The 21,018-nt window shown below is 62.2% G+C and carries 17 protein-coding genes, 2 tRNA genes and 1 pseudogene; 4 read left to right on the plus strand and 16 right to left on the minus strand.

Annotated elements, in window-relative coordinates:
- Positions 1 to 22: 22 nt before the first annotated feature.
- The 3 genes from aceF to ampD all read right to left on the minus strand — a co-directional run bounded on the left by aceF (position 23) and on the right by ampD (position 5,735).
- Positions 23 to 2,017: a pyruvate dehydrogenase complex dihydrolipoyllysine-residue acetyltransferase gene (aceF, locus tag B7L71_RS04730; protein ID WP_081136316.1), complete on the minus strand. Its 1,995-nt coding sequence runs from the start codon at positions 2,015 to 2,017 to the stop codon at positions 23 to 25.
- Between the two features lie 58 nt (positions 2,018 to 2,075).
- Positions 2,076 to 4,748, minus strand: a complete 2,673-nt coding sequence (aceE, locus tag B7L71_RS04735) for a pyruvate dehydrogenase (acetyl-transferring), homodimeric type (RefSeq protein WP_081136318.1) — start codon at positions 4,746 to 4,748, stop codon at positions 2,076 to 2,078.
- A gap of 387 nt (positions 4,749 to 5,135) precedes the next feature.
- On the minus strand, positions 5,136 to 5,735 hold the full coding sequence (gene ampD, locus B7L71_RS04740) for a 1,6-anhydro-N-acetylmuramyl-L-alanine amidase AmpD (protein WP_081136320.1): 600 nt from the start codon (positions 5,733 to 5,735) through the stop codon (positions 5,136 to 5,138).
- Positions 5,736 to 5,818: 83 nt separating this feature from the next.
- Here ampD and nadC point away from each other — a divergent pair, with 83 nt between their 5' ends.
- Positions 5,819 to 6,673: a carboxylating nicotinate-nucleotide diphosphorylase gene (nadC, locus tag B7L71_RS04745; protein ID WP_081136322.1), complete on the plus strand. Its 855-nt coding sequence runs from the start codon at positions 5,819 to 5,821 to the stop codon at positions 6,671 to 6,673.
- Between the two features lie 3 nt (positions 6,674 to 6,676).
- Here the strand turns inward: nadC and B7L71_RS04750 are convergent, their stop codons facing one another.
- Positions 6,677 to 7,207 carry a GNAT family N-acetyltransferase gene (locus B7L71_RS04750; protein ID WP_081136324.1) on the minus strand — a complete coding sequence of 177 codons (531 nt, stop codon included), beginning with the start codon at positions 7,205 to 7,207 and terminating at the stop codon, positions 6,677 to 6,679.
- Positions 7,208 to 7,381: 174 nt separating this feature from the next.
- On the opposite strand from B7L71_RS04750, the gene tsaA reads away from it, so the two are divergent.
- Positions 7,382 to 8,122 (plus strand): tRNA (N6-threonylcarbamoyladenosine(37)-N6)-methyltransferase TrmO, encoded by a 741-nt coding sequence (tsaA, locus tag B7L71_RS04755; RefSeq protein ID WP_016916158.1) that lies wholly within the window; start codon positions 7,382 to 7,384, stop codon positions 8,120 to 8,122.
- 40 nt (positions 8,123 to 8,162) lie between these two features.
- Here tsaA and purC read toward each other — a convergent pair whose 3' ends face one another.
- The 3 genes from purC to dapA form a co-directional block, all read right to left on the minus strand.
- Entirely contained in the window at positions 8,163 to 8,879 is a 717-nt protein-coding gene (purC, locus tag B7L71_RS04760) for a phosphoribosylaminoimidazolesuccinocarboxamide synthase (RefSeq protein ID WP_016916157.1), read from the minus strand.
- Between the two features lie 31 nt (positions 8,880 to 8,910).
- A complete protein-coding gene (locus B7L71_RS04765) occupies positions 8,911 to 9,891 on the minus strand; it encodes an outer membrane protein assembly factor BamC (RefSeq protein WP_081136326.1) in 981 nt (326 codons plus the stop codon).
- A gap of 83 nt (positions 9,892 to 9,974) precedes the next feature.
- A complete protein-coding gene (gene dapA / locus B7L71_RS04770; protein WP_016916155.1) occupies positions 9,975 to 10,859 on the minus strand; it encodes a 4-hydroxy-tetrahydrodipicolinate synthase in 885 nt (294 codons plus the stop codon).
- A gap of 271 nt (positions 10,860 to 11,130) precedes the next feature.
- On the opposite strand from dapA, the gene B7L71_RS04775 reads away from it, so the two are divergent.
- Positions 11,131 to 11,604: a peroxiredoxin gene (locus tag B7L71_RS04775; RefSeq protein ID WP_016916154.1), complete on the plus strand. Its 474-nt coding sequence runs from the start codon at positions 11,131 to 11,133 to the stop codon at positions 11,602 to 11,604.
- A 60-nt stretch (positions 11,605 to 11,664) separates the two neighbouring features.
- Here the strand turns inward: B7L71_RS04775 and B7L71_RS04780 are convergent, their stop codons facing one another.
- The gene (locus tag B7L71_RS04780; protein WP_081136328.1) at positions 11,665 to 12,765 is read right to left on the minus strand and encodes an AI-2E family transporter; all 1,101 of its coding nucleotides are present in this window, start codon (positions 12,763 to 12,765) and stop codon (positions 11,665 to 11,667) included.
- Positions 12,762 to 13,040 (minus strand): sulfurtransferase TusA family protein, encoded by a 279-nt coding sequence (locus B7L71_RS04785; protein WP_016916152.1) that lies wholly within the window; start codon positions 13,038 to 13,040, stop codon positions 12,762 to 12,764. The genes B7L71_RS04780 and B7L71_RS04785 overlap by 4 nt, the downstream gene beginning before the upstream one ends.
- 249 nt (positions 13,041 to 13,289) lie before the next feature.
- On the opposite strand from B7L71_RS04785, the gene B7L71_RS04790 reads away from it, so the two are divergent.
- Positions 13,290 to 14,750 carry a M48 family metalloprotease gene (locus B7L71_RS04790; RefSeq protein ID WP_081136330.1) on the plus strand — a complete coding sequence of 487 codons (1,461 nt, stop codon included), beginning with the start codon at positions 13,290 to 13,292 and terminating at the stop codon, positions 14,748 to 14,750.
- Between the two features lie 87 nt (positions 14,751 to 14,837).
- On the opposite strand, the pseudogene nadA reads toward B7L71_RS04790, so the two are convergent.
- The 7 genes and pseudogenes from nadA to B7L71_RS04825 form a co-directional block, all read right to left on the minus strand.
- Positions 14,838 to 15,865: pseudogene (nadA, locus tag B7L71_RS04795) on the minus strand (quinolinate synthase NadA).
- Positions 15,866 to 16,202: 337 nt separating this feature from the next.
- A tRNA-Lys gene (locus tag B7L71_RS04800) sits at positions 16,203 to 16,278 on the minus strand.
- Between the two features lie 85 nt (positions 16,279 to 16,363).
- Positions 16,364 to 16,439 (minus strand) — tRNA-Lys (locus B7L71_RS04805).
- Positions 16,440 to 16,553: 114 nt separating this feature from the next.
- Positions 16,554 to 17,423, minus strand: a complete 870-nt coding sequence (gene rluB, locus B7L71_RS04810; RefSeq protein WP_016916149.1) for a 23S rRNA pseudouridine(2605) synthase RluB — start codon at positions 17,421 to 17,423, stop codon at positions 16,554 to 16,556.
- On the minus strand, positions 17,410 to 18,198 hold the full coding sequence (scpB, locus tag B7L71_RS04815; protein WP_081136332.1) for an SMC-Scp complex subunit ScpB: 789 nt from the start codon (positions 18,196 to 18,198) through the stop codon (positions 17,410 to 17,412). Before scpB ends, rluB begins: the two co-directional genes overlap by 14 nt.
- Positions 18,195 to 19,139: a segregation and condensation protein A gene (locus tag B7L71_RS04820; RefSeq protein ID WP_081136334.1), complete on the minus strand. Its 945-nt coding sequence runs from the start codon at positions 19,137 to 19,139 to the stop codon at positions 18,195 to 18,197. Before B7L71_RS04820 ends, scpB begins: the two co-directional genes overlap by 4 nt.
- Positions 19,140 to 19,187: 48 nt before the next feature.
- Positions 19,188 to 21,005: a DEAD/DEAH box helicase gene (locus B7L71_RS04825; RefSeq protein WP_081136336.1), complete on the minus strand. Its 1,818-nt coding sequence runs from the start codon at positions 21,003 to 21,005 to the stop codon at positions 19,188 to 19,190.
- Positions 21,006 to 21,018: the final 13 nt, after the last annotated feature.

Here is a 21,018-nt window from a genome sequence, read left to right on the forward strand (position 1 = left end):
TTGTGGCTTGCTCGTGGTCTGATTACAGCAACAGACGACGGATATCGGTGAGCACGTCTGCCAGGAAGGCAGTGAAGCGTGCCGCATCGGCACCGTTGATCGCCCGGTGGTCATAGGAGAGCGACAGCGGCATCATCAAGCGCGGCTGGAAGGCACTGCCATCCCACACCGGCTTCATTTGCGCTTTCGACACGCCCAGGATCGCCACTTCAGGCGCATTGACGATAGGCGTGAAGGCCGTGCCACCGATCGAGCCCAGGCTCGAAATGGTGAAGCAGCCACCGGTCATCTCGTCGCGCTTGAGCTTCTTGGTCTGCGCTTTCTTGCCCAGCTCTGCCATTTCCTTGGCAATCTCGATCAAGGATTTCTTGTCGGCATCGCGCAGTACGGGCACCATCAGGCCATCCGGCGTATCCACCGCGATACCGATATGCACGTACTTCTTCCAGACCAGCGTATCGCCGTCGCCTTTCAGGCTGACGTTGAACTGCGGGTACTTGCGCAGTGCAAAGGCACACGCCTTGACCAAAAACGGCAGCGGCGTGAGCTTCGCCCCCTGGGCTTCGGCCTCGGCCTTCATCGCCTTGCGGAAGTCTTCCAGCTCGGTGATATCGGCTTCGTCGAACTGGGTGACGTGAGGCACGTTGAGCCAGCTGCGATGCAGATTGGTCGCCCCCATCTTGAGCAGGCGGCCCATCGGCTTCTCTTCCACTTCACCGAACTGGCTGAAGTCGACTTCCGGCACGGCAGGAATACCCGCGCCACCTGACGCTGCTGGTGCGGCGGCCTGGGCGCTGCCCTGGTTGGCTATCACCTGCTTGACGTAGGCCTGCACGTCTTCCTTGAGCACGCGCTCTTTCGGGCCGCTGGGCTTCACCAGCCCCAGGTCGACACCCAGCTCGCGGGCCAGCATACGTACCGCCGGGCCAGCATGTACCAGCTTGCCGTCACGGGGCTTGTGCGCTGCCATTTGCGCTTCTGGGCTCGGCGAGCCGCCACTGACCGCAGGCTTGGCGCTGGCCGCGCTGGCACTGCTTTGCGATGCCTTTTCAGGCGCCGCTTTCTTCGGCGCGGCCTGCCTGGCGCCCGCCACTTCCATGTAGCCAATCACGTCGCCTTCGGAGACGGTATCGCCCTCCTTGACGGTCAGCTCGACAAGCTTGCCCTTGTAAGGGCTGGGCACGTCCATGGAAGCCTTGTCGGACTCCAGGGTGATCAGCGGGTCTTCGACGTCGACTTCGTCGCCTACCGACACGCCAATCTCGATGATGGGCACGTCTGCAGAGCCGGAAAGATCCGGCACGCGGATCTCCTTGCGCTCTGGCTCACCGCTGCCACTCTCTTCTTCAGCCACTTCCTCTTCGGCGGGTTCGCTGGCAGGGGCAGGCTGTTCGGCCTTGGCAGGCTCTTCGTCGGCAGCGTCATCGCCACCGGCGATTTCCATCTTGCCGATGACATCGCCTTCCGACACGGTATCGCCTTCCTTGACGGTCAAGGAGACGATTTTTCCGCTATGCGGGCTGGGCACGTCCATGGAAGCCTTGTCGGACTCCAGCGTGATCAGCGTGTCTTCGGCGTTGACGTCGTCGCCTTCGCCAACGGCCACTTCGATGATCTCGACGTTGTCAGAACCACCCAGGTCAGGCACCTTGATATCAACGGTCTGCTTGCCACCACTGGCTTTTTTCGCTGCCGGTGCAGGGGCCTCTTCCTGCTTGGGCGCAGGCGCTTCCTCGGCGGCACTGTCAGCCTTGGCTTCCGGTTCGGCATCGCCGCTACCTTCCACTTCCAGCTCGACGATGTCGTCGCCTTCGGAGACCTTGTCGCCCTCTTTCACCAACACTTTGACCACCTTGCCGCCTTTCGGGGCCGGTACATCCATGCTGGCTTTGTCGGATTCCAGAGTGATCAGGGTGTCTTCCGCTTCAATGACGTCGCCTTCTGACACCGCAATCTCGATGATTTCGACATCGGTATCGCCACCGATATCGGGAACTTTGATGATTTCGCTACTCAAGGTCGCGCTCCTTCCAAATCGGATCGAGCCGGCGGGCAGTGGCCCGCCGGGCAGCGGTTTAGCTGGTCAGCGGGTTCGGCTTGTTGGCATCGATGCCGTACTTCTTCAGCGCTTCGCCAACGTGCTTGCGATCAATCTCACCGCGATCGGCCAGCGCGCGCAGCGCCGCAACGGTCACGAAGTAGCGATCCACTTCGAAGAAGTAGCGCAGCTTCTCGCGGGTATCGGAACGGCCAAAGCCATCGGTGCCCAACACGGTGTAGTCGTTGGGTACCCAGGCGCGTACCTGGTCCGCATACAGCTTCATGTAGTCGGTAGAGGCAATCACCGGGCCATCACGACCTTCCAGGCACTGGGTCACGTGAGGCTTGCTGGCCTCGGCGTCCGGGTTCAGGAAGGCTTCGCGCTCCAGCAGCAGCGCTTCGCGGCGCAGCTCGTTGAAGCTGGTGACGCTCCAGATATCGGCCCCGATGTCCCAGTCGTTGGCCAGCAGCTCGGCAGCGGCTTCGACTTCACGCAGGATGGTGCCCGACCCCAGCAGCTGAACGCGGCCCTTGTCGCCCTGAGTCTCCTTGAGCAGATACATGCCCTTGACGATATCGTCGGCGGGGACGTTCTCGAGCTCGGGGTGCTCGTAGTTCTCGTTCATGACGGTGAGGTAGTAGAAGCAGTTCTCTTTGTCCGTGAACATGCGCTTCAGACCATCCTGCACGATGACCGAAACTTCGTGAGCATAGGTCGGGTCGTAGCTGCGGCAGTTGGGGATGGTAGACGCCTGGATCAGGCTGTGGCCATCCTGGTGCTGCAGACCTTCGCCGTTCAGCGTGGTGCGCCCGGCGGTACCGCCGACCATGAAGCCGCGTGCCTGCAGGTCGCCTGCGGCCCAGGCCAGATCACCGATACGCTGGAAGCCGAACATCGAGTAGTAGATGTAGAACGGCAGCAGCGTGACGTTGTTGTTGCTGTAGGAAGTAGCGGCCGCAATCCACGCGGACATGGCGCCAGCTTCGGAAATACCCTCTTCGAGAACCTGACCTTTCTGGTCCTCGCGGTAGTACATGATCTGGCCTTTATCGACCGGCTCGTACTTCTGACCTTCCGAGGTGTAAATACCCAGCTGACGGAACATGCCTTCCATACCGAAGGTACGCGCTTCGTCGGGGATGATCGGTACGACCTGCTTGCCCAGCTGCTTGTCCTTCACCAGGCCGTTCAGGATACGCACGAAGGCCATGGTGGTAGAGATTTCGCGGCCTTTGGAACCGCCCATCTGGGAAGCAAACGTCTTGTCTTCCAGGCTGGGGATTTCCAGCGCTTCGAAATCGCTGCGGCGGCTCGGCAGGTAGCCGTTGAGACGCTCGCGCTGCAGGTGCATGTACTTGAGCTCGGGAGAGTCTTCTTCCGGCTTGTAGTACGGGACTTCCTTGAGCTGTTCGTCGGTCAGCGGAATGCCGAAGCGGTCGCGGAATTTCTTCAGCGCTTCGTATTCCATGCTCTTGACCTGGTGCGCTTCGTTGGCCGCTTCGCCATCGCCGCTCCCCATACCGTAACCCTTGACGGTATGCGCCAGGATCACCGTGGGCTTGCCGTTGGTGGTGTTGACGGCTTCGTGATAGGCCGCATAGACCTTGAACGGGTCGTGACCGCCACGGTTGAGCTTCCAGATATCCTCGTCGGAGAGATCCTTGACCATCGCTTCGGTTTCCGGGTACTTGCCGAAGAAATGCTCGCGGGTATAGGAGCCACCGTTGGCCTTGTAGTTCTGGTACTCGCCGTCGACCGCTTCGTCCATGCGCTTCTGAAGGATGCCTTTCTTGTCCTTCTCGAACAGCGGATCCCAGTGACGACCCCACACCACCTTGATGACGTTCCAGCCGGCACCGCGGAAGACGCCTTCGAACTCGTCCATGACGCGGGAGTTGCCGCGTACCGGGCCGTCCAGACGCTGCAGGTTGCAGTTGATGACGAAGATCAGGTTGTCCAGATTTTCGCGGCCAGCCAGCGAGATGGCACCCAGCGATTCCGGCTCGTCGCACTCGCCGTCGCCCATGAAGCACCAGATCTTGCGGTCTTTCATGTCTTTCAGTTCACGGTGATGCAGGTACTTCATCACGTGAGCCTGATAGATGGCCTGAATCGGGCCAAGACCCATGGATACCGTGGGGAACTGCCAGTAATCAGGCATCAGCCAGGGGTGGGGGTAAGACGACAGGCCGTCACCATCCACTTCACGGCGGAACTTGTCCATCTGCTCTTCGGTCAGACGGCCTTCCAGGTAGGAACGCGCGTAGATACCCGGTGCCACGTGGCCCTGGATATAGATCAGGTCGCCTTCGAAATCACCCTTGGGGGCGCGGAAGAAGTGGTTGAAGCCCACATCGTACAGCGTGGCCGACGACATGAAACTTGCAATGTGACCACCCAGCCCAGGATTGGCACGGTTGTTACGAATGACCTGAGCAATGGCGTTGTAACGGATCAAGGAGCGAATACGACGCTCCATGAACAGATCGCCAGGCATCGGGGCTTCGCGATGAACCGGTATCGTGTTGCGGTGGGGGGTTGTCACCGAGAAGGGCACCTTCATCCCGTCCCGGCGCAGGCGATCCGCCAAGCGGGTCATCAGGTAGCGGGCGCGATCTTCGCCCTCACGATCCAGCACCGATTCCAGGGATTCCAGCCACTCCGTGGTTTCGACCGGATCGAGATCTTCTCTTGTCTCCAGACTCATAGAGGTCTCTCCGAATGACGATAAATGACAATGAGCCCCGCCAACCCTTCGGGCCTGGGGCGGCTGCGGTGTGTGGCCACCACAGGCCTGTGAATAGCCGACGCGATGCATCGAGCAGGGGATTTTCACCCTACATTCAATGAGCTACGCTTTCATGAATGTAGTTAAGCTACAGTTTTTTGGTAAAAATTAGCCTTTTGTATATGCGAAGATACCGCAAAGTCGTCACGCTGCCAATTGCGGCACGCCGCAAAAAGCCATCGAAAACAAACTATTGCACTGCAACATAAGCGCTTTATAGGACCTTGGTCGCTACGACTTAGGATACCTTCCTGTAACCAAACTACCGTTTCATTTGTTGCTAAAAGAACCACTTATTTGCCCCGTTTAACCGTCTATTGGGTGGGCGCCATCAAGCGCTGGCGGAAACAGGCGCTGGCGGAAATAGGCCCAGTCGAAGGCGGGCCCCGGGTCGGTCTTGCGCAAGGGGGCCACATGAGCATGACTGGTGATCCGCTCAGCGGTCAGCGCCGGGTAACGCGCCATCAGCCAGTGCGTGGCCTCGGCAAGCGCCACATACTGCGCCTCGCTGAACGGCGTCTGGTCATCGCCCTCCAGCTCGATTCCTACGGAGAAGTCGTTCAAGCGTGTCCGCCACGCCTGTTCAGCCGGGTCCCACCAGCGCGATTGCCCGGCGTGCCAGGCGCGCTGGTCGACGTCGACGAACTGAACGCACTCGCCATCGCGGCGAATCAGCAGGTGCGCCGACACCCGCAGGTGCGCAATCGTAGCGAAGAAGGGGTGCTCGTCGGGCACCAGCCGATTGGTGAACAGCGCCTCGATGGCGTGACCCGAGAATTGCCCGGGGGGCAGGCTGATCGCGTGAAGCAACAGCAGCGACACTTCCTGCTCGGGCCGCGCATCCTGGTTGGGTGACACGACCTGTCGAGCCTTGGCCCATTGGCCCTGGGATGCGAGCTGGTTCATTCGGCTTACTTGCTCCTCTACGTTCGCGTTGTGTTTCACTATAATGTCTTTCACCCAAGATCACGCTTCGAGAACCCACTGCTATGCATTATCAAACCGCGCTTGATGAAGAGATTCGCACCTGCGTACCCCGCTGGCTGGCGGAAGACCTGGGCACCGGGGACATCACCGCACAGCTAATCCCTGAAAACCAGTGGGCCACCGCCAGGGTGATTACCCGCGAACCGGCGGTCCTCTGCGGCGTTGCCTGGGTCGAGGAAATTTTCCGCTGTCTGGACGAGCGGGTCACGCTGCGCTGGCAGGCCAGCGATGGCGAGTTGCTGGAGGCCCAGCACTGCTTTCTGGAGCTCGAAGGCCCCGCCCGCAGCCTGCTGACCGGCGAGCGCGCCGCGCTGAACATTCTGCAAACGCTGTCTGCCACGGCCACCGCCACCCGCCGCTACGTGGACCTGATCGAAGGTACCAGTGTGCGCCTGCTGGACACCCGCAAAACGCTGCCGGGGCTACGCTTGGCACAAAAATACGCGGTCACCTGCGGCGGTGGCCATAATCACCGCCTGGGCCTATGGGATGCCTTCTTGATCAAGGAGAATCATATCGCGGCCTGTGGTGGCATTCAGGCCGCCGTGGCGCAGGCCCGCAAGCTGGCCAGCGACGTACCGGTGGAAGTGGAAGTCGAAACCTTCGAAGAGCTGGACCAGGCGCTGGCGGCGGGCGCTGATATCGTCATGCTGGACAATTTCGACATCGAAGACCTGCACGTAGCGGTAGAGATCAATGGGGGTCGCGCCACCCTGGAAGCCTCCGGCAACGTCGATGACTCGACGCTGAAAGCCATTGCGGACACCGGCGTGGACTGCATTTCCAGCGGCGCCCTCACCAAGGATGTGGCCTCCGTCGATCTGTCGATGCGCATCACTCAAACCTTCAACGTTTGATCGTCAGGTTTCCACCGCGCTGAGCTGCTTGACCAGCCGGTAGCGCTGGAGCATCTCACCACTGCGCTCGACCCACTGCTCGCCGAGGTTATCGTAGCCACGGCGCTGCAGTCGTTCGAGCAGCATCCGGCTGGCCTCGATTTCCACCTGCGCCACGCCATGCTCCAGCAGAATGCGCTCGGCATGGATCAACAGCGTGGTGCCGATGCCACGCCCCGCCAGCGACGGCCAGATGTAAAGCGTTTCAATGCGCCCACCGCTCACGTCCAGCTCGAGAAAGCCAACGCAGCGGCCATCGCAGGCGGCCACCAGCGTCGTGTAGAGCGCCTGACGCGCCGCCCAGGCGGTGCCTTCACGGGGCAGCGCATGGGCCCAGGCGCGCCGCTCGGCCAGCCCATAATGGTTGGCCGCGCCTTGCATGACGGCATGATAGAACACTTCGGCCTGGTCGGCGGCGTCCTTGGCCAGCGCCGCGCGATACGTGACGCGGGCCGTTGGCGTGGATGCCGGTGAAGAAGGGTCGATGTTGGACATACGTTGCCTCAATGGGGTGACCGCTGGCCGTCAAGCGCAGCGCTGTGTCGGTTCCGTTGGCTAGTCTATACTCATCGCCCTGGCGGGCAACCCGTGCCAGCCGAGCTTGAATTCATCGAGCGTGCGTCGCCATGCCATCATGCACAAGCGCGCTGACACGCAAAAGGGAGTGCCATGCACGATTCTCGGGGCCACGGGCCGTTTTCGATCACGCCCATTGGCCATATCATCAGCGACTACCCGGACAAGTTTGGCGTGCCTCGCCAGCCTGGCTTGGCCCCGGCAGCCCATGCGCGCCTGGTACTGGCCCACCCTTTCGACGACCCACTGACCGTACGCGGGTTGGAAGACTTCAGCCACCTGTGGCTATCGTTCATCTTTCACCAAAGCCCCGAACGCTGGTCGCCCCTGGTACGCCCGCCCAGGCTGGGGGGGAATCGCAAAGTGGGCGTCTTCGCCAGCCGCAGCACCCATCGCCCTAACCGGCTGGGGCTGTCGCTGGTCGCGCTCTCCGGTATCGAGACCGGGCCCGGCGTGACGCTTCACCTGGCGGGCTGCGATCTGGTCAGCGGCACCCCCGTGGTGGACATCAAGCCATACCTGCCCTGGGCAGAGGCCATTCCCAGCGCCCAGGCGGGGTTTGCCCCTCAACCGCCGGAGACGGTGGCCGTGGTGTTCTCGCCAGAGGCTCACGGCGTGCTATCTCTACGCCAGGATGGCGCGTCGCTGCGGGCGCTGATCGAGCAGGTGCTGGGCCAGGACCCCCGCCCTGCTTATCAGCGGGGCGGACAGGCCGAACGTCTTTACGGGGTGCGCCTGCGCAATGTCGATGTGCGCTTTCGGGCGCTGACCGCCGCCGAAAACGACGCCACCACCCTGGAGGTGGTGGCGATAGAGCCCGAAGACCGCAAGTGACCATGGCGCCAGTGAGCGGCCCGATGGCCAGCCTGACGGATCAGGCGGGGAAGGTGATACCCAGGCGACGGCCGACTTCTTCATAGGCCTCGATGACCCCGCCCAACCCCTGACGGAAGCGGTCCTTATCGAGCTTCTCACGGGTATTGGCATCCCACAGGCGGCAGCCGTCCGGGGAGAACTCGTCACCCAGCACGACCTCACCCTTGAAGAGGCCGAACTCCAGCTTGTAGTCCACCAGCAGCATGTCGCCTTCGGCGAACAGCTGCTTGAGGATGTGGTTCACCTTGAAGGTGAGCGCCTTCATCTTGCTCAGCTGTTCCGGCGTGGCCCAGCCAAAGGTTTCGGCCAGCGACTCGTTGATCATCGGGTCGCCCTTCTCGTCGTTCTTCAGGAACAGCTCGAAGGTAGGCGGATTGAGCGCAATGCCCTCTTCCACGCCCAGACGCTTCACCAGCCCACCCGCAGCAATGTTACGCACGACACACTCGACGGGAATCATCTCCATCTTCTTGACCAGACTTTCGGTGTCGGAAATCTGCTGCTCGAAGTGGGTGGGGATGCCGCCCTCTTCCAGGCGCTGCATGATGTAGGCATTGAAGATGTTGTTCACCATGCCTTTACGGGCGAGCGCCTCTTTCTTCTTGCCATCGAAGGCACTGGTATCGTCACGAAAATGCAGTACCAGCAAGTCAGGGTCGTCGGTGGTGTATACGGATTTTGCCTTACCGGCATAGAGTTCCTGGCGCTTTTCCATGGGGGCTCCGTCTAAAATCAAGGTCTAAGAGTTAACGTAAGTAGCCGGAGACACGCTCGAGCAACTCGCGCTGGTCATCTGCACTGAATCCACGCTCGCTGGCATTGACGGCACGCAGCACGGTCTGGTTGCCCTCCGGCTGGAGCACGAGGCGAATATTCTGGGACATGCGGCGCACGTCCTGGCTGAACACGATCTGCAGCGGGTTACGTCCACGCTCGGTCTGGGTCATGTATTCGACCAGGAACTCGTAGTCGTCAGCCGAGGCTTCCAGCAGATCACGCTGGCCTTCCTGGGTGAAATCCAGCGCCAGGTAGTGGTTCATTTCGGCCCAGACGCGCTCGATGGGCTGCGGAATCAGGACCTCCCACTCATCGCCCTGCTGACGCATTTGCAGCGTTTGCTCGCTGGCAAGGCGTTGCGCAGTCCAGGAGGAAGCGCTGGCCGTTGCGCTACGCGCACCGAGGTACTGCTCCAGCGCCGCCACACAGCTCTCGACGCTCTGTCCACCCTGCTCGCAGCGCACTTCGCTGCTGCCGGCACGCAGGGCGCTCTGCAAGCGTAACGTGGCTTGAGGCGTCACGATGACGCCCTGGGTCGCGCTGCTCTCCTGAACGCCCAGTTGGCGACTGCGCACGAACCCCTCCAACTGAGGCCATACCGCGCCGGGGTCTGCGGCTACCACCAGCCAGACCTGGTCACCCGCCTGACGCCGCTCGACGTACTCCGGCTCCAGCCCGCTGCCTAGCGCCAGAGAAGGTGGCGGACCGATACGCGCGACTTCATCGACACGCGACCCTTGCAGGCCCGCTTGAGGAACCGGCATGGCATCCCGATAACGCTGAGTATTGCGCGTTTCCGGCAAAACGAGAGGCGGCGCTGGCGCGGCTTCGGTGTAGTCCAGGTTACGGTCGTGGTAGTACCCGTCACGCGCGCAGCCCGCCAGCGTGACGGTTGCAGCCAGCGCCAGCGGAATCCATTTCAGCGCACGTTTTTCTAGCACAGAGCTCATCAAGCCACCTTAACAGTCATCAGGTCATTTACCCGGCAAGGTACATCGTCACCGGGTAGCAAATGCGTTCGCAGCGCCTGGGCTTACTCCTTGATCAAACCCGCCAGTTGCAGCGCTTCGTTTACCGTACCGTGGTACTTTTCGGACAGCCAGGTCAGCGGCAGGCGGATGCCCTGCTCCATGTAACCCATGCGATTCAGCGCCCACTTGACGGGGATCGGGTTGGACTCGATACCCAGGTTGGTATGCAGCGGCATCAGGCGCGTATTGATCTGATGCGCCTTGTCGGCATCCCCAGCCACCGCGGCGGCGCACAGCTCGTGCATCGCCCTGGGCGCCACATTGGCGGTGACCGAAATATCACCATGGCCACCCATCAGCATGAAATCACAGGCCGTGGCATCGTCACCGGAGTAGAGCATGAAGTCGCTGCCCTTCAGGCGAGAGATTAGATCTTCGGCGCGCTCAAGGTTCCCGGTGGCATCCTTCAGGCCGATGATGTTGTCCACCTCGGCCAGGCGAATCACGGTTTCGTTGTAGAGATCCGAGCAGGTACGTCCCGGCACGTTATAGAGGATGACCGGCAGTTTGCTGCCCTTGGCCACCGCCTTGAAGTGCTGGTACAGGCCTTCCTGAGTAGGCTTGTTGTAGTAAGGGCACACGGAGAGACAGTAATCGGCGCCTACTTCGCTGGCATAGCGCGCCAGCTCGACCGCTTCCGAGGTAGCATTCGCGCCGGTACCGGCAATGACCGGGATACGCCCATTGACCTCTTCCACGACGCTGCGGATCACATCGAAGTGCTCGGCAAACGACATGGTGGTGGGCTCACCGGTAGTGCCTGCGGCCACGATGGCATCGGTACCGTTCTCGAGATGGAAGTTCACCAGGCGACGAAGCGCCTCCCAGTCGATGTCGCCATTGACCTTCATCGGGGTCGCCAGGGCGACAATGCTGCCTGTGATCATCCGTATTTTCCTCACCTGCAAAAAAGTGGAACTCGCCCGGCCAGGCGGGGTGGCATGGCCCATGATCGAGCAAAAGACGCGGCGCGGATACCTCGAAGGAACACGATGACCCCGCCTGTAAACAGCAAATGGTACTCAGGCGATTCGAGCCTGTACAGCGTAAAGCACGCAGAGTTTACCACTGAGCCGGGCCAAACCAGAACGATTCGCTTTGACAGCACGGCGGCGCATGCGTGTAATCTTGGCGAACCCCTATCTGTGAGGAGCTTGTATGTCACTCGAACTCGGTCAACCCGTTCCCGACTTTTCGGCCAGCGCCACTGGCGACACCACCATCACGCTGTCCGAACTGCGCGGCCAGCAGGTGGTGATTTTCTTCTACCCCAAGGCCAGCACCCCGGGCTGTACCACCGAAGGCGGCGACTTTCGTGACCGCAAGGCGGCCTTCGATGCCGCCAACACCGTGGTCATCGGCATTTCTCGAGACGGCCTGCGTGCCCAGGAGAACTTCAAAGCCAAGCAGGACTTCAATTTTGCGCTGATTTCGGACAAGGACGAAGCGGTCTGTCAGCTGTTTGACGTCATCAAGCTGAAGAAGATGTACGGCAAGGAGCACCTGGGGGTCGAGCGCAGCACGTTTTTGATCGACCGGGATGGCAAGCTCGCCAAAGCGTGGCGTGGCGTCAAGGTCCCCGGTCACGCGGAGGAGGTATTGGCAGCCGCTCAGGCACTGAATGGCGAATAACGCGTTCTGACAACTCGGGCTGACGGCATCGAGCCCCTCGACGCCGTCAGCCTGTTGGGGCTAGTCGGCCTTCAGCTCTATCTGGTCACGCAACTCCTGGTGCCCTTCCAACCCTCTGGGCCATGCGGTCACCAGGGCTTTCAACAGGGTGGCCAAGGGAATGGCAAAGAATACCCCCCAGAACCCCCAGATACCGCCGAAAAACAGCACCGCTAGAATGACCGACACCGGATGAATGTTGTTGGTCTCGGAAAACAGCACCGGCGCCAGCACGTTACCGTCCAGGGCCTGAATGATGCCGTAGGCCAGCAGCACATAGGCAAACTGCTCGCTGACGCCAAAGTGAAAGACCGCCACCGCCGCCACGGGAATGGTGGCCACCGCAGCACCGATGTAAGGCACCAGCACGGAGAAGCCCACCAGCACGGCCAATAGCGCCGTATAGGGCAGCCCAAACAGGGCAAAGGTCAGATACGAGACCGTACCGACAATCACGATCTCGATGGCCTTGCCGCGAATATAGTTGGCAATCTGCTGATCCATCTCCTGCCAGATACGCGTCAACAGCGAACGCTTTTGCGGCAGCAGCGAGAGCGCAAACCCTACCAGCGCCTCGCGATCCTTGAGCATGAAAAACACCAGAATGGGCACCAGCACCAGGTAGATGATCAACGACATCACGTTACCCAGCGACGACAGCGACAGCGTCAAGGCACGCTGCCCTACCTGACTGATCTCGCGCCCGGCCACCCCGATCCAGCTCTGCATCTGGTCAGGCGTGATCAGGTTGGGGAAGCGCGCCTGCAGCTCGTCCAGCCATATCTGCGCCGTGGCAAACATGCGCGGTGTCTCCTGCACCAGCCCCACCAGCTGGTTCCATATCAACGGCATCAGAATGAACGCCATGGACAGCAGCACGCTGACAAAAGCCACGAACACGATGATGACCGCCAACAGGTGGGGCACGCCTCGCCGGGTCAGCCCGCTGACCAGCCCCTGCAGCAAAAACGCCAGCACCAATGAGGTGAAGAAAGGCGCCAGCATGCGGCCAAACAGCACGATGGCTGCCAGCCCCGCGATCAGCACCACCAGCAGGACCAGTGCCTCTTCATCGGAGAAATAGCGTTCGATCCAGCTTCTGAGAATGGCGCGCATGGTCATGAGCGAGCCGCCCCGGCTTTACGCAGCCAGAACACGTAGATCTCGCCCTGCTGAACTCTGGCTTCCAGCCGATGATCACTCAGCTCGGCGAAGGAAGCGACATCGCGCCAGGAGCCCGCATCGGTGGCACGTATCTCCAGCAACTGGCCTGCCGATAACCCGGCTAGCGCCTGCTTGGCCTTCAACAGCGGCAACGGGCAGTGCAGCCCGGTAGCGTCCAGTACCGCATCGGGCTCTACCCCCTCGGCCAGCGCGGATGCTATTTGCTCAGACATACCCTCTCCCTTGTGAAAGCGCTTTTACCCATAACAAAACGACCCATGACACAGCTATTCATACAGCGATTCATAACGACCACCGTTCACCGCTACATAACCACGGTATTGTTGCATACACTGTTCGGACGATGACCAGCCTGTCTCGATTTAACGGCACTTCCTTGCCTGAATCAATGTCACAGCCTGTGTTTGCAACATCCATCACCGCAATGATCGTGCGAATCGAGAACCATCACGAGGGATGCCATGGCGCACCTTAAGACTGTTACGCCACGCCTGGCCTGCGCACTGGCCCTGCTGTTGGGCACTGTGGGCCTCAGCGCGCCTGCTCAGAGCAGTGACAGCTATCAGCTGCCCACCCTGGGGGGCGCCTCCACTTCGGTGAGCAACGAGGAGTATCGCCTGGGCCGTGCCTGGCTGCGCCAGTTCAGGGCCCATGCCCCTCAGTGGCAGGACCCCATCGTCAACGACTACCTGGAGAGCCTGGTGGCCAGGCTGGCGCCCCATAGCCAGCTGGGCAATCTGCAGACGACCACGGTAATGGTCGATAACCGCTCGCTCAACGCTTTTGCCGTGCCCGGTGGCGTGGTGGGCATCAACTCGGGGCTGTTTGCCTTTGCCGAGGATGAAGGCGCGTTCATTTCGGTCATCGCCCACGAGCTGGGGCACCTCTCCCAGCGCCACTTTGCGCGCGGCAGCGCTCGGGCGGAGCAGACGCAACTGCCCGCCATGGCCGCCATGCTGGCGGGCATGCTGATTGCCGCCAGCGGCGGTGGCGATGCCGGTATCGCCACCGCCATGGGCTCCCAGGCGGCGCTGATTCAGGACCAGCTCAGCTACTCGCGGCGCTTCGAGCAGGAAGCCGACCGTGTGGGCCTGCAAGCCATGGCCGCCGCCGGTTACGACCCTGAAGCCATGGTGCGCATGTTCGGCGCCATGCAGCGCATGGCACGCCTGCAGGGCGGCACGCCCCCGGAATTTCTGTTGACCCACCCGGTCTCCGACAGCCGCTTGAGCGATGCCCAGGCTCGGGCGGCACAGCTCAGCGTCGCCAATCGATACACCAGCGACACTTTGTACGACATGATGCGTGCCCGAGCACTGCTCAGCATCCATCGCAACAGCCCCCAGCAAGCGGCGGCCCGCCTCGAACAGGAGAGCGCCGAGGAGCCCGCCCTACGCTATGTTTCGGCCCTGATCGATGCGCAGAATGGCCAGACCGATCAGGCGCTCCAGACTCTGGATCGGCTGGCCAGCGAGCTGCCGGACTACGCCATGCTGCCCGCCTCGGCCGCCCAGGTAGCCCTGCAGGCCCAGCGCTATGACGATGCCATCCAACGCAGCCAGCGGCTGCTGCGGCTGATGCCCAACTACCTGCCCGCTCAGCTCACCCTGGCAGAAGCGCAGCTGCAGCGCGACCCTCAGGCAGCCTACACACTGCTGCGAGAAGTCACGGCACGCCACCCGGACAACCCTCAGGGGTTCAACCTGCTGGCGGAAGCGGCTGGCCGCAGTGGCCACAATGGCTGGGGGCACCTGGCCCGGGCCGAACATTTGCAGCTCACCGGCCGAATGGATAGCGGCATTCGCCAGCTAGGCATCGCCCGAGACGCTGCCCAGCAGGAGAACGACCAGCAGGCACTGGCGCGCATCGAGCAGCGCCGCGAAGCGTTCATCGAGTACCGGGAAGCGCTGGAAAAATTTTAGCCACGCCGCCCAGCCACCGCTCAGCCAAATACGCCAAGGCCCGGCGCCAAAGGGCGCCGGGCCTTGTGCATTCACGCCAGGCAGAACCTAGGCGTTGAAGTTCAGCATCCGCTCCAGCGGCTTGAGCGCCTGCTGACGCAAGGCCGCATCGACGAAAATTTCGCCGCTGCCTTCGCGCAGCGCGCCCGCCAGGTTATCCAGCGCGTTCATCGCCATCCACGGGCAGTGGGCACAGCTACGGCAGGTGGCTCCATTGCCTGCGGTCGGCGCTTCGAACAGCGTCTTGCCCGGCACGGCCTGCTGCATCTTGAAGAAGATGCCGCGGTCGGTGGCCACGATCAGCTTGTCGTTGGGCAGCGTTTGCGCTGCCTTGATCAATTGCGAGGTCGAACCAGCCACATCGGCGAGCTTGACGACCGCTTCCGGCGACTCCGGGTGCACCAGCACGGCTGCCTCGGGGTACAGGCGTTTCAGGTCCTCGATCCCCCTGGCCTTGAACTCCTCATGGACGATGCAGGCGCCATCCCACATCAGCATGTCGGCGCCGGTTTTTTCTGGATGTAGCCCCCCAGATGCTTGTCGGGCGCCCAGAGAATTTTTTCCCCCTTGGCCTGCAGATGTTCGATCACCTCGACGGCGATCGAGGAGGTCACGACCCAGTCGGCACGCGCCTTGACGGCCGCCGAAGTGTTGGCGTAGACCACCACCGTGCGATCCGGGTGGGCGTCACAGAACGCGCTGAATTCGTCGATGGGGCAGCCGATATCCAGTGAGCAGGTGGCCTCCAGGGTGGGCATCAGCACCCGCTTTTCCGGGGAGAGGATCTTGGCCGTCTCCCCCATGAAGCGTACCCCAGCCACCACCAGGGTAGTAGCGTCGTGGCGAGCGCCAAACCGGGCCATTTCGAGGGAGTCTGCCACGCAGCCACCGGTCTCTTCGGCCAGCTGTTGAATGGCGTCATCGGTATAGTAGTGCGCCACCAGAACGGCGTTGTGGGCCTCGAGCAGCTGTTTGATCTCAGCCACGCGGGCTTCGTCTTCCGCGGGGATGCGCGTTGGGCAGTACGGGCTGGGAAGCGGTGTCTCCAGCGCCACTTGAGAAGTCAGAATAGTCATCGTGTCTACCACTGTGACGAACAGGGAATCCCCCCGTTAAACACCAGTTGCGACGTATGCGCTCCGCATGCGCCGCCCTCGGGGCAACTGGCCACTGCGTCTGTCGCACTCGCCGGTTGCCGATCTGGCCTGCTACTGCGGGCCAGCGCTGCCGAGCATGATCGACAGCCAAATCCACACATCGTTACGGGTCCATTGTGGTGGACAAGTATTGTCTGCTGCAAGCAGAACCGCACGCTGCAGTGCGGCATGGCTTGCCGATGCACCCTGCCCATCGCCAGGGCAGAACGCGCATAGCAGAACGCCCCTGGCAGCAAGCTACCAGGGGCGTTGAATTTGGTGGGTCGTGTAGGATTCGAACCTACGACCAATTGATTAAAAGTCAACTGCTCTACCAACTGAGCTAACGACCCAAATCCTGCTGCTTTTTTGAGGGCTTTTGCCACTCTATACGGCGTTACCCTGGTTTGACACGTGGTAACCTTGCCGCTGTTCGAATGGTGGGTCGTGTAGGATTCGAACCTACGACCAATTGATTAAAAGTCAACTGCTCTACCAACTGAGCTAACGACCCGTCCGAACGGATGCATATAGTACGGATCACACCCGACAATAGCAAGCCTTTTTTGTCTTTCGTCTAAAAAACCGCGCGGTGCTCGGTGTCCCCACACCGCACGGCGAGCATCGCTTAACGACGCTTGGGCTTGCGCATGGCCTGAACCGGGCGACGCTTGTGCTTGTCGCGACTCCAGCGGTTTTTCTCGTCCGGCGTCAGCTCGGGCACCTTGCGGGTTTCCAGGTGGGCCAGGGTCGCCAGATCGTCGACTTCGTCCTGGGAAAGCTCGACCCACTCGCCTGCCTTGGCACGCTTGTCGAGGAAGATATTACCGTAGCGCACGCGCTTCAGGCGGCTGACGGTGAGCCCCTGGGACTCCCACAAGCGGCGTACTTCGCGGTTGCGGCCTTCCAGAATCACCACGTGGAACCAGGTGTTGATGCCTTCGCCACCAAACTCCTGCACGTCGGTGAAACGGGCGGGGCCGTCTTCCAGCATGACGCCATCCACCATGGCGACGATATGCTCTCGCTTGACGTCGCCCATGACCCGCACCGCGTACTCACGCTCCACCTGGGTGGAGGGGTGCATCAAGCGGTTGGCCAGTTCACCGTCGGTGGTGAACAGCAGCAGGCCGCTGGTATTGATATCCAGCCGCCCGATGGCAATCCAGCGCTCGCCTTTCAGGCGCGGCAGACGCTCGAAGACCGTGCGACGGCCTTCCGGGTCCTTGCGGGTACACAGCTCGCCTTCCGGCTTGTTGTACATGATGACCCGGCGCGGCACTTCTTCTTCCGGGCGCAGCGTGACCGGGCGGTCATCGAAGCTGACCTTGTCGCGGGCTTCCACGCGGTCACCCAGCTTGGCCACCTGGCTGTTCACCTTCACCCGGCCATCGGCAATCGCGGTTTCCATTTCACGGCGGGAGCCAAGGCCCGCACGGGCCAGCACTTTCTGCAGTTTTTCGCTGGTGGGCGGCGTGGTGTTGTTACTCTGACTCATGGTCGTCTGACCTCACATCGTTGGTCTGCGTGCCCGCGTCCTCATCTCGACGCTGGGCACGTGCCGCAAGCCGTGCCTCCAGATCGGCAAAGCTCAGCGGCTGGGTTAACGCCGTCTCGGCGTGGGGGTCGGCACTCGCTGCCGACGTGTTCTGATCTTGCTGGGGTGGCGCATCCTGCACGGTTTCAACGGCTTCGTCCAGTGCGACATGCGTCGCAGCGGGCGGTTCCTCAGCCAATGCTGCTTCGTCGGCGGCCACCAGCGTGTGCATGGGCGGCAAGGCATCCAGCGTCTTGAGCCCGAAGTCGTCCAGAAAGCTGCGCGTCGTGGCATACACGGCGGGACGCCCCGGCACGTCGCGGTGCCCGACGATGCGTACCCAGCCCCGCTCCATCAGCGTGCGAATGATCGAGCTGCTGACGCTGACGCCCCGCACTTCCTCGATATCGCCCCGGGTCACCGGCTGGCGATAGGCAATCAGCGCCAGGGTTTCCAGCAGGGCACGGGAGTAGCGCTGGGGGCGCTCATCCCACAGCCGCGATACCCAGTGCGACAGCCGCGGGCGAATGCGCAGCTGAAAGCCCGAAGCCGTTTCGACCAGTTCCAGCGCCCCGTCCTCGTGGCGCCGGGCCAACCGCGCGAGGGCGTCGCGCAGCGCCTTGCGAGACGGGCACTCATCCTCCAGAAACAGCGTCTCCAGCCGCTCCACGGGCAGCGGTTCTCCGGCCGCCAGCAGCGCGGCTTCGACAATATCGTCCAACGTGGTGTCTCTCACCGTGACTCCTCGTCAGGTTCGAAGGCAGACTCTTCGTCCGCAGGGTCATCACTTTCCCGCGCAAAGGGGTCCTCGTCCTCATCGGCCAGCGCCGCCTGCCGAGCACGCACATGGATCGGCGACAGCGGCGCGTTCTGGACGATTTCGATCATCGACTCCTTGGCCAGCTCCAGAATGGCCATGAACGTCACGACGACCCCTGCCCGCCCCTCCTCAAGGGAGAACAGCGCTTCGAAGGGGGTATAGCGCCCATGGGTGCCATCTTCGTGCAAGCGCTCCATGATCTTCAGCATGCGCTCCCGGGTCGAGAGCACCTCTCGGCTGATCTGGTGGGCTTGGGCCAGCTCGGCCCGCTTGAGAATGTCCGACAGCGCGCCCAGCAGTTCGTCCAGCTCGACATCGGGATGAATCACGCGGGTTTCCAGCGGTGGCAGGCCCGCCTGCACGCTGAACCAGTCCCGGCCCACCCTGGGCAGGGCATCCAGCGCTTCAGCGGCCTCCTTGAGACGCTCGTACTCCTGCAGGCGGCGTATCAGCTCCGCCCGGGGGTCCTCTTCTTCCTCGCCTTCCGCCTTGGGGGGGCGCGGCAGCAGCGTGCGTGATTTTATCTCGGCCAGCATGGCCGCCATCAACAGGTACTCGCCAGCCAGCTCGATCTCCATGGCCTTCATCATCTCCACGTACTCGATGTACTGATGGGTGATCACCGCCACGTTGATACGCAGAATGTCGAGATTCTGCCGACGAATCAGATACAGCAGCAGATCCAAAGGCCCCTCGAACGCTTCCAGGAAAACCCGTAGCGCCTCGGGGGGAATATAGAGATCTTCCGGCAGCTGCGTAATGGGCTCATCGAACAGGCGCCCAAGGGCCTCCACGGTGGGCTCCACCGTAGAGGGCATCGCGTCTTGATCCGGCACGGCGCTGGGCGTCTCGCTCACGCGGGTCGAGTCCTTGTCAGTTGAAAACGGCAGTGTAACAGCGCTCCATCAACGCGGCATCTCGGCCGCCTCGGCGGCTTTACGATAGCGGCCCTGATAGTCGAACAGCTTGTCGCGGATTTGAAAGTGGCGGCCTACCTTTCTGCCCACCACAAAGTCGGGATGGCGCAGGCGGGACTGGGCAGCCACCACGTCGTCTGGCGTTGCTGGCTGCCACCGCACGCCCGGCGCGCGCAGGTGGGCGCGCAAGAAGACCGCATAAAAGGCGCGGCGCTGGGCGGCGGTTTCCAGGGCAAACCATTCGCTCAGGCTGGCACCGTCTTCGTCATGGTAGGTCACTTTGAGGCGCGGCAGGCCGCGCCCGTTGGTGGTCGCCTCCAGCTGCATGCCGCTCACCCGCAGCACTTTGGCGTCCTTGAGCCGCAGCGCCTCCTTGAGCTTGTCATCGGCATCCACCAGCAGCTTTTCGCAGCCATGGCAGCGCCGGGCAGCGATATCGTTCTCTGCCCCGCACGCATCGCAGACCTTGAAGCGAAAGCGAAAGGTGCACTGGCTACGGCGTCCGGCGTCGTCCTCCACCAGCCCCTGGCAGCGGCGACCAAAATGCTCGATCACCAGCTCACCGTCGCGCTTGCCCCAGAACAGGTTGGCATGCCCACACTCGGGGCACTCGACCTGCACCGGCTCGCTATCGCTGTCGGGACGCGGCTCGCCTACCTCAGGGGCATAGAGGTCCCAGGGGTTGCCCGCATAATCCAGGATCAGGCACGCCTCCTTCCCCGGCGAGAGGCGCAGTCCGCGTCCCACGATCTGCTGATAGAGGCTCACCGACTCGGTGGGGCGCAGGATCGCGATCAGATCCACATGGGGAGCATCGAACCCGGTGGTCAATACCGCCACGTTGACCAGATACTTGAGCTTGCGCGCCTTGAACGCATCGATCAGCGCGGTGCGCTCGGCGGAGACCGTCGCACCGGTGATCAGCGCGGATTGTTCGGCAGGCAGATACCCCATGATCTCTTCGGCGTGGGCGACCGTCGCGGCAAAAATCATCACCCCCTGGCAGTCGGCCGCCTGCTCGACCACTTGGGCAATGATGCCCGGCGTGGCGCGGCTTCCGGCCACCACCCGATTAAGCTCTTCTTCCCGAAACAGCCCGCTGGAAGAGGGAGCAAGCGCCGAGAAGTCGTACCCCTCAATGGCCATGTCCAGCCGCCGAGGGGCGGCCAGAAAGCCCTGCTTGACCATCAGGCGCAGCGGCTGCTCGAACACGCAGTCGGTGAAGAAACTCTCTTCTCCCCCGCGCACCATGCCGTGGTAGTGGCGGTGATAGATAAACCCCTGGCCCAGCCGAAAGGGCGTGGCGGTGAGGCCGAGAATCTTCAGCTGCGGGTTTTGGCGCTGCAGATGGTCGATCACCTGGCGGTAGCTGGAATCCTCCTCCAACGACACCCGATGGCACTCGTCGATTACCAGCAGCGTGAAGCTGGCGTCGTTGAACTGCGCCAGGTTGCGCACCACCGACTGCACCGAGCCAAACACCACCTGCCGACTGGCCTCCTTGCGCTTCAACCCGGCGCTGAAGATATCCGCGACCAGGCCATAGGCCTGGTACTTGGCGTGATTCTGCTCCACCAGCTCGCGAACGTGGGCCAGTACCAGCACCCGCCCACGGGCCAGCCTCGCCAGCTCGGCAATCACCAGCGACTTGCCGCTGCCCGTGGGCAGCACGACCACCGCCGGGTCGCTGGTGGCGCGAAAGTGGTGAACCACCCGCTTGACCGCTTCCTGCTGGTAGGCGCGCAGCTGCGGCGGCGCATCAGGCGAGAAAGGCGGCCCGGAGGCCGCCTTTTCAGGGTATGTCATGGCACACCAGCCT

Origin of the sequence: Halomonas sp. BC2, assembly GCF_002078115.1 — a bacterium.
GTDB lineage: Bacteria > Pseudomonadota > Gammaproteobacteria > Pseudomonadales > Halomonadaceae > Vreelandella > Vreelandella stevensii.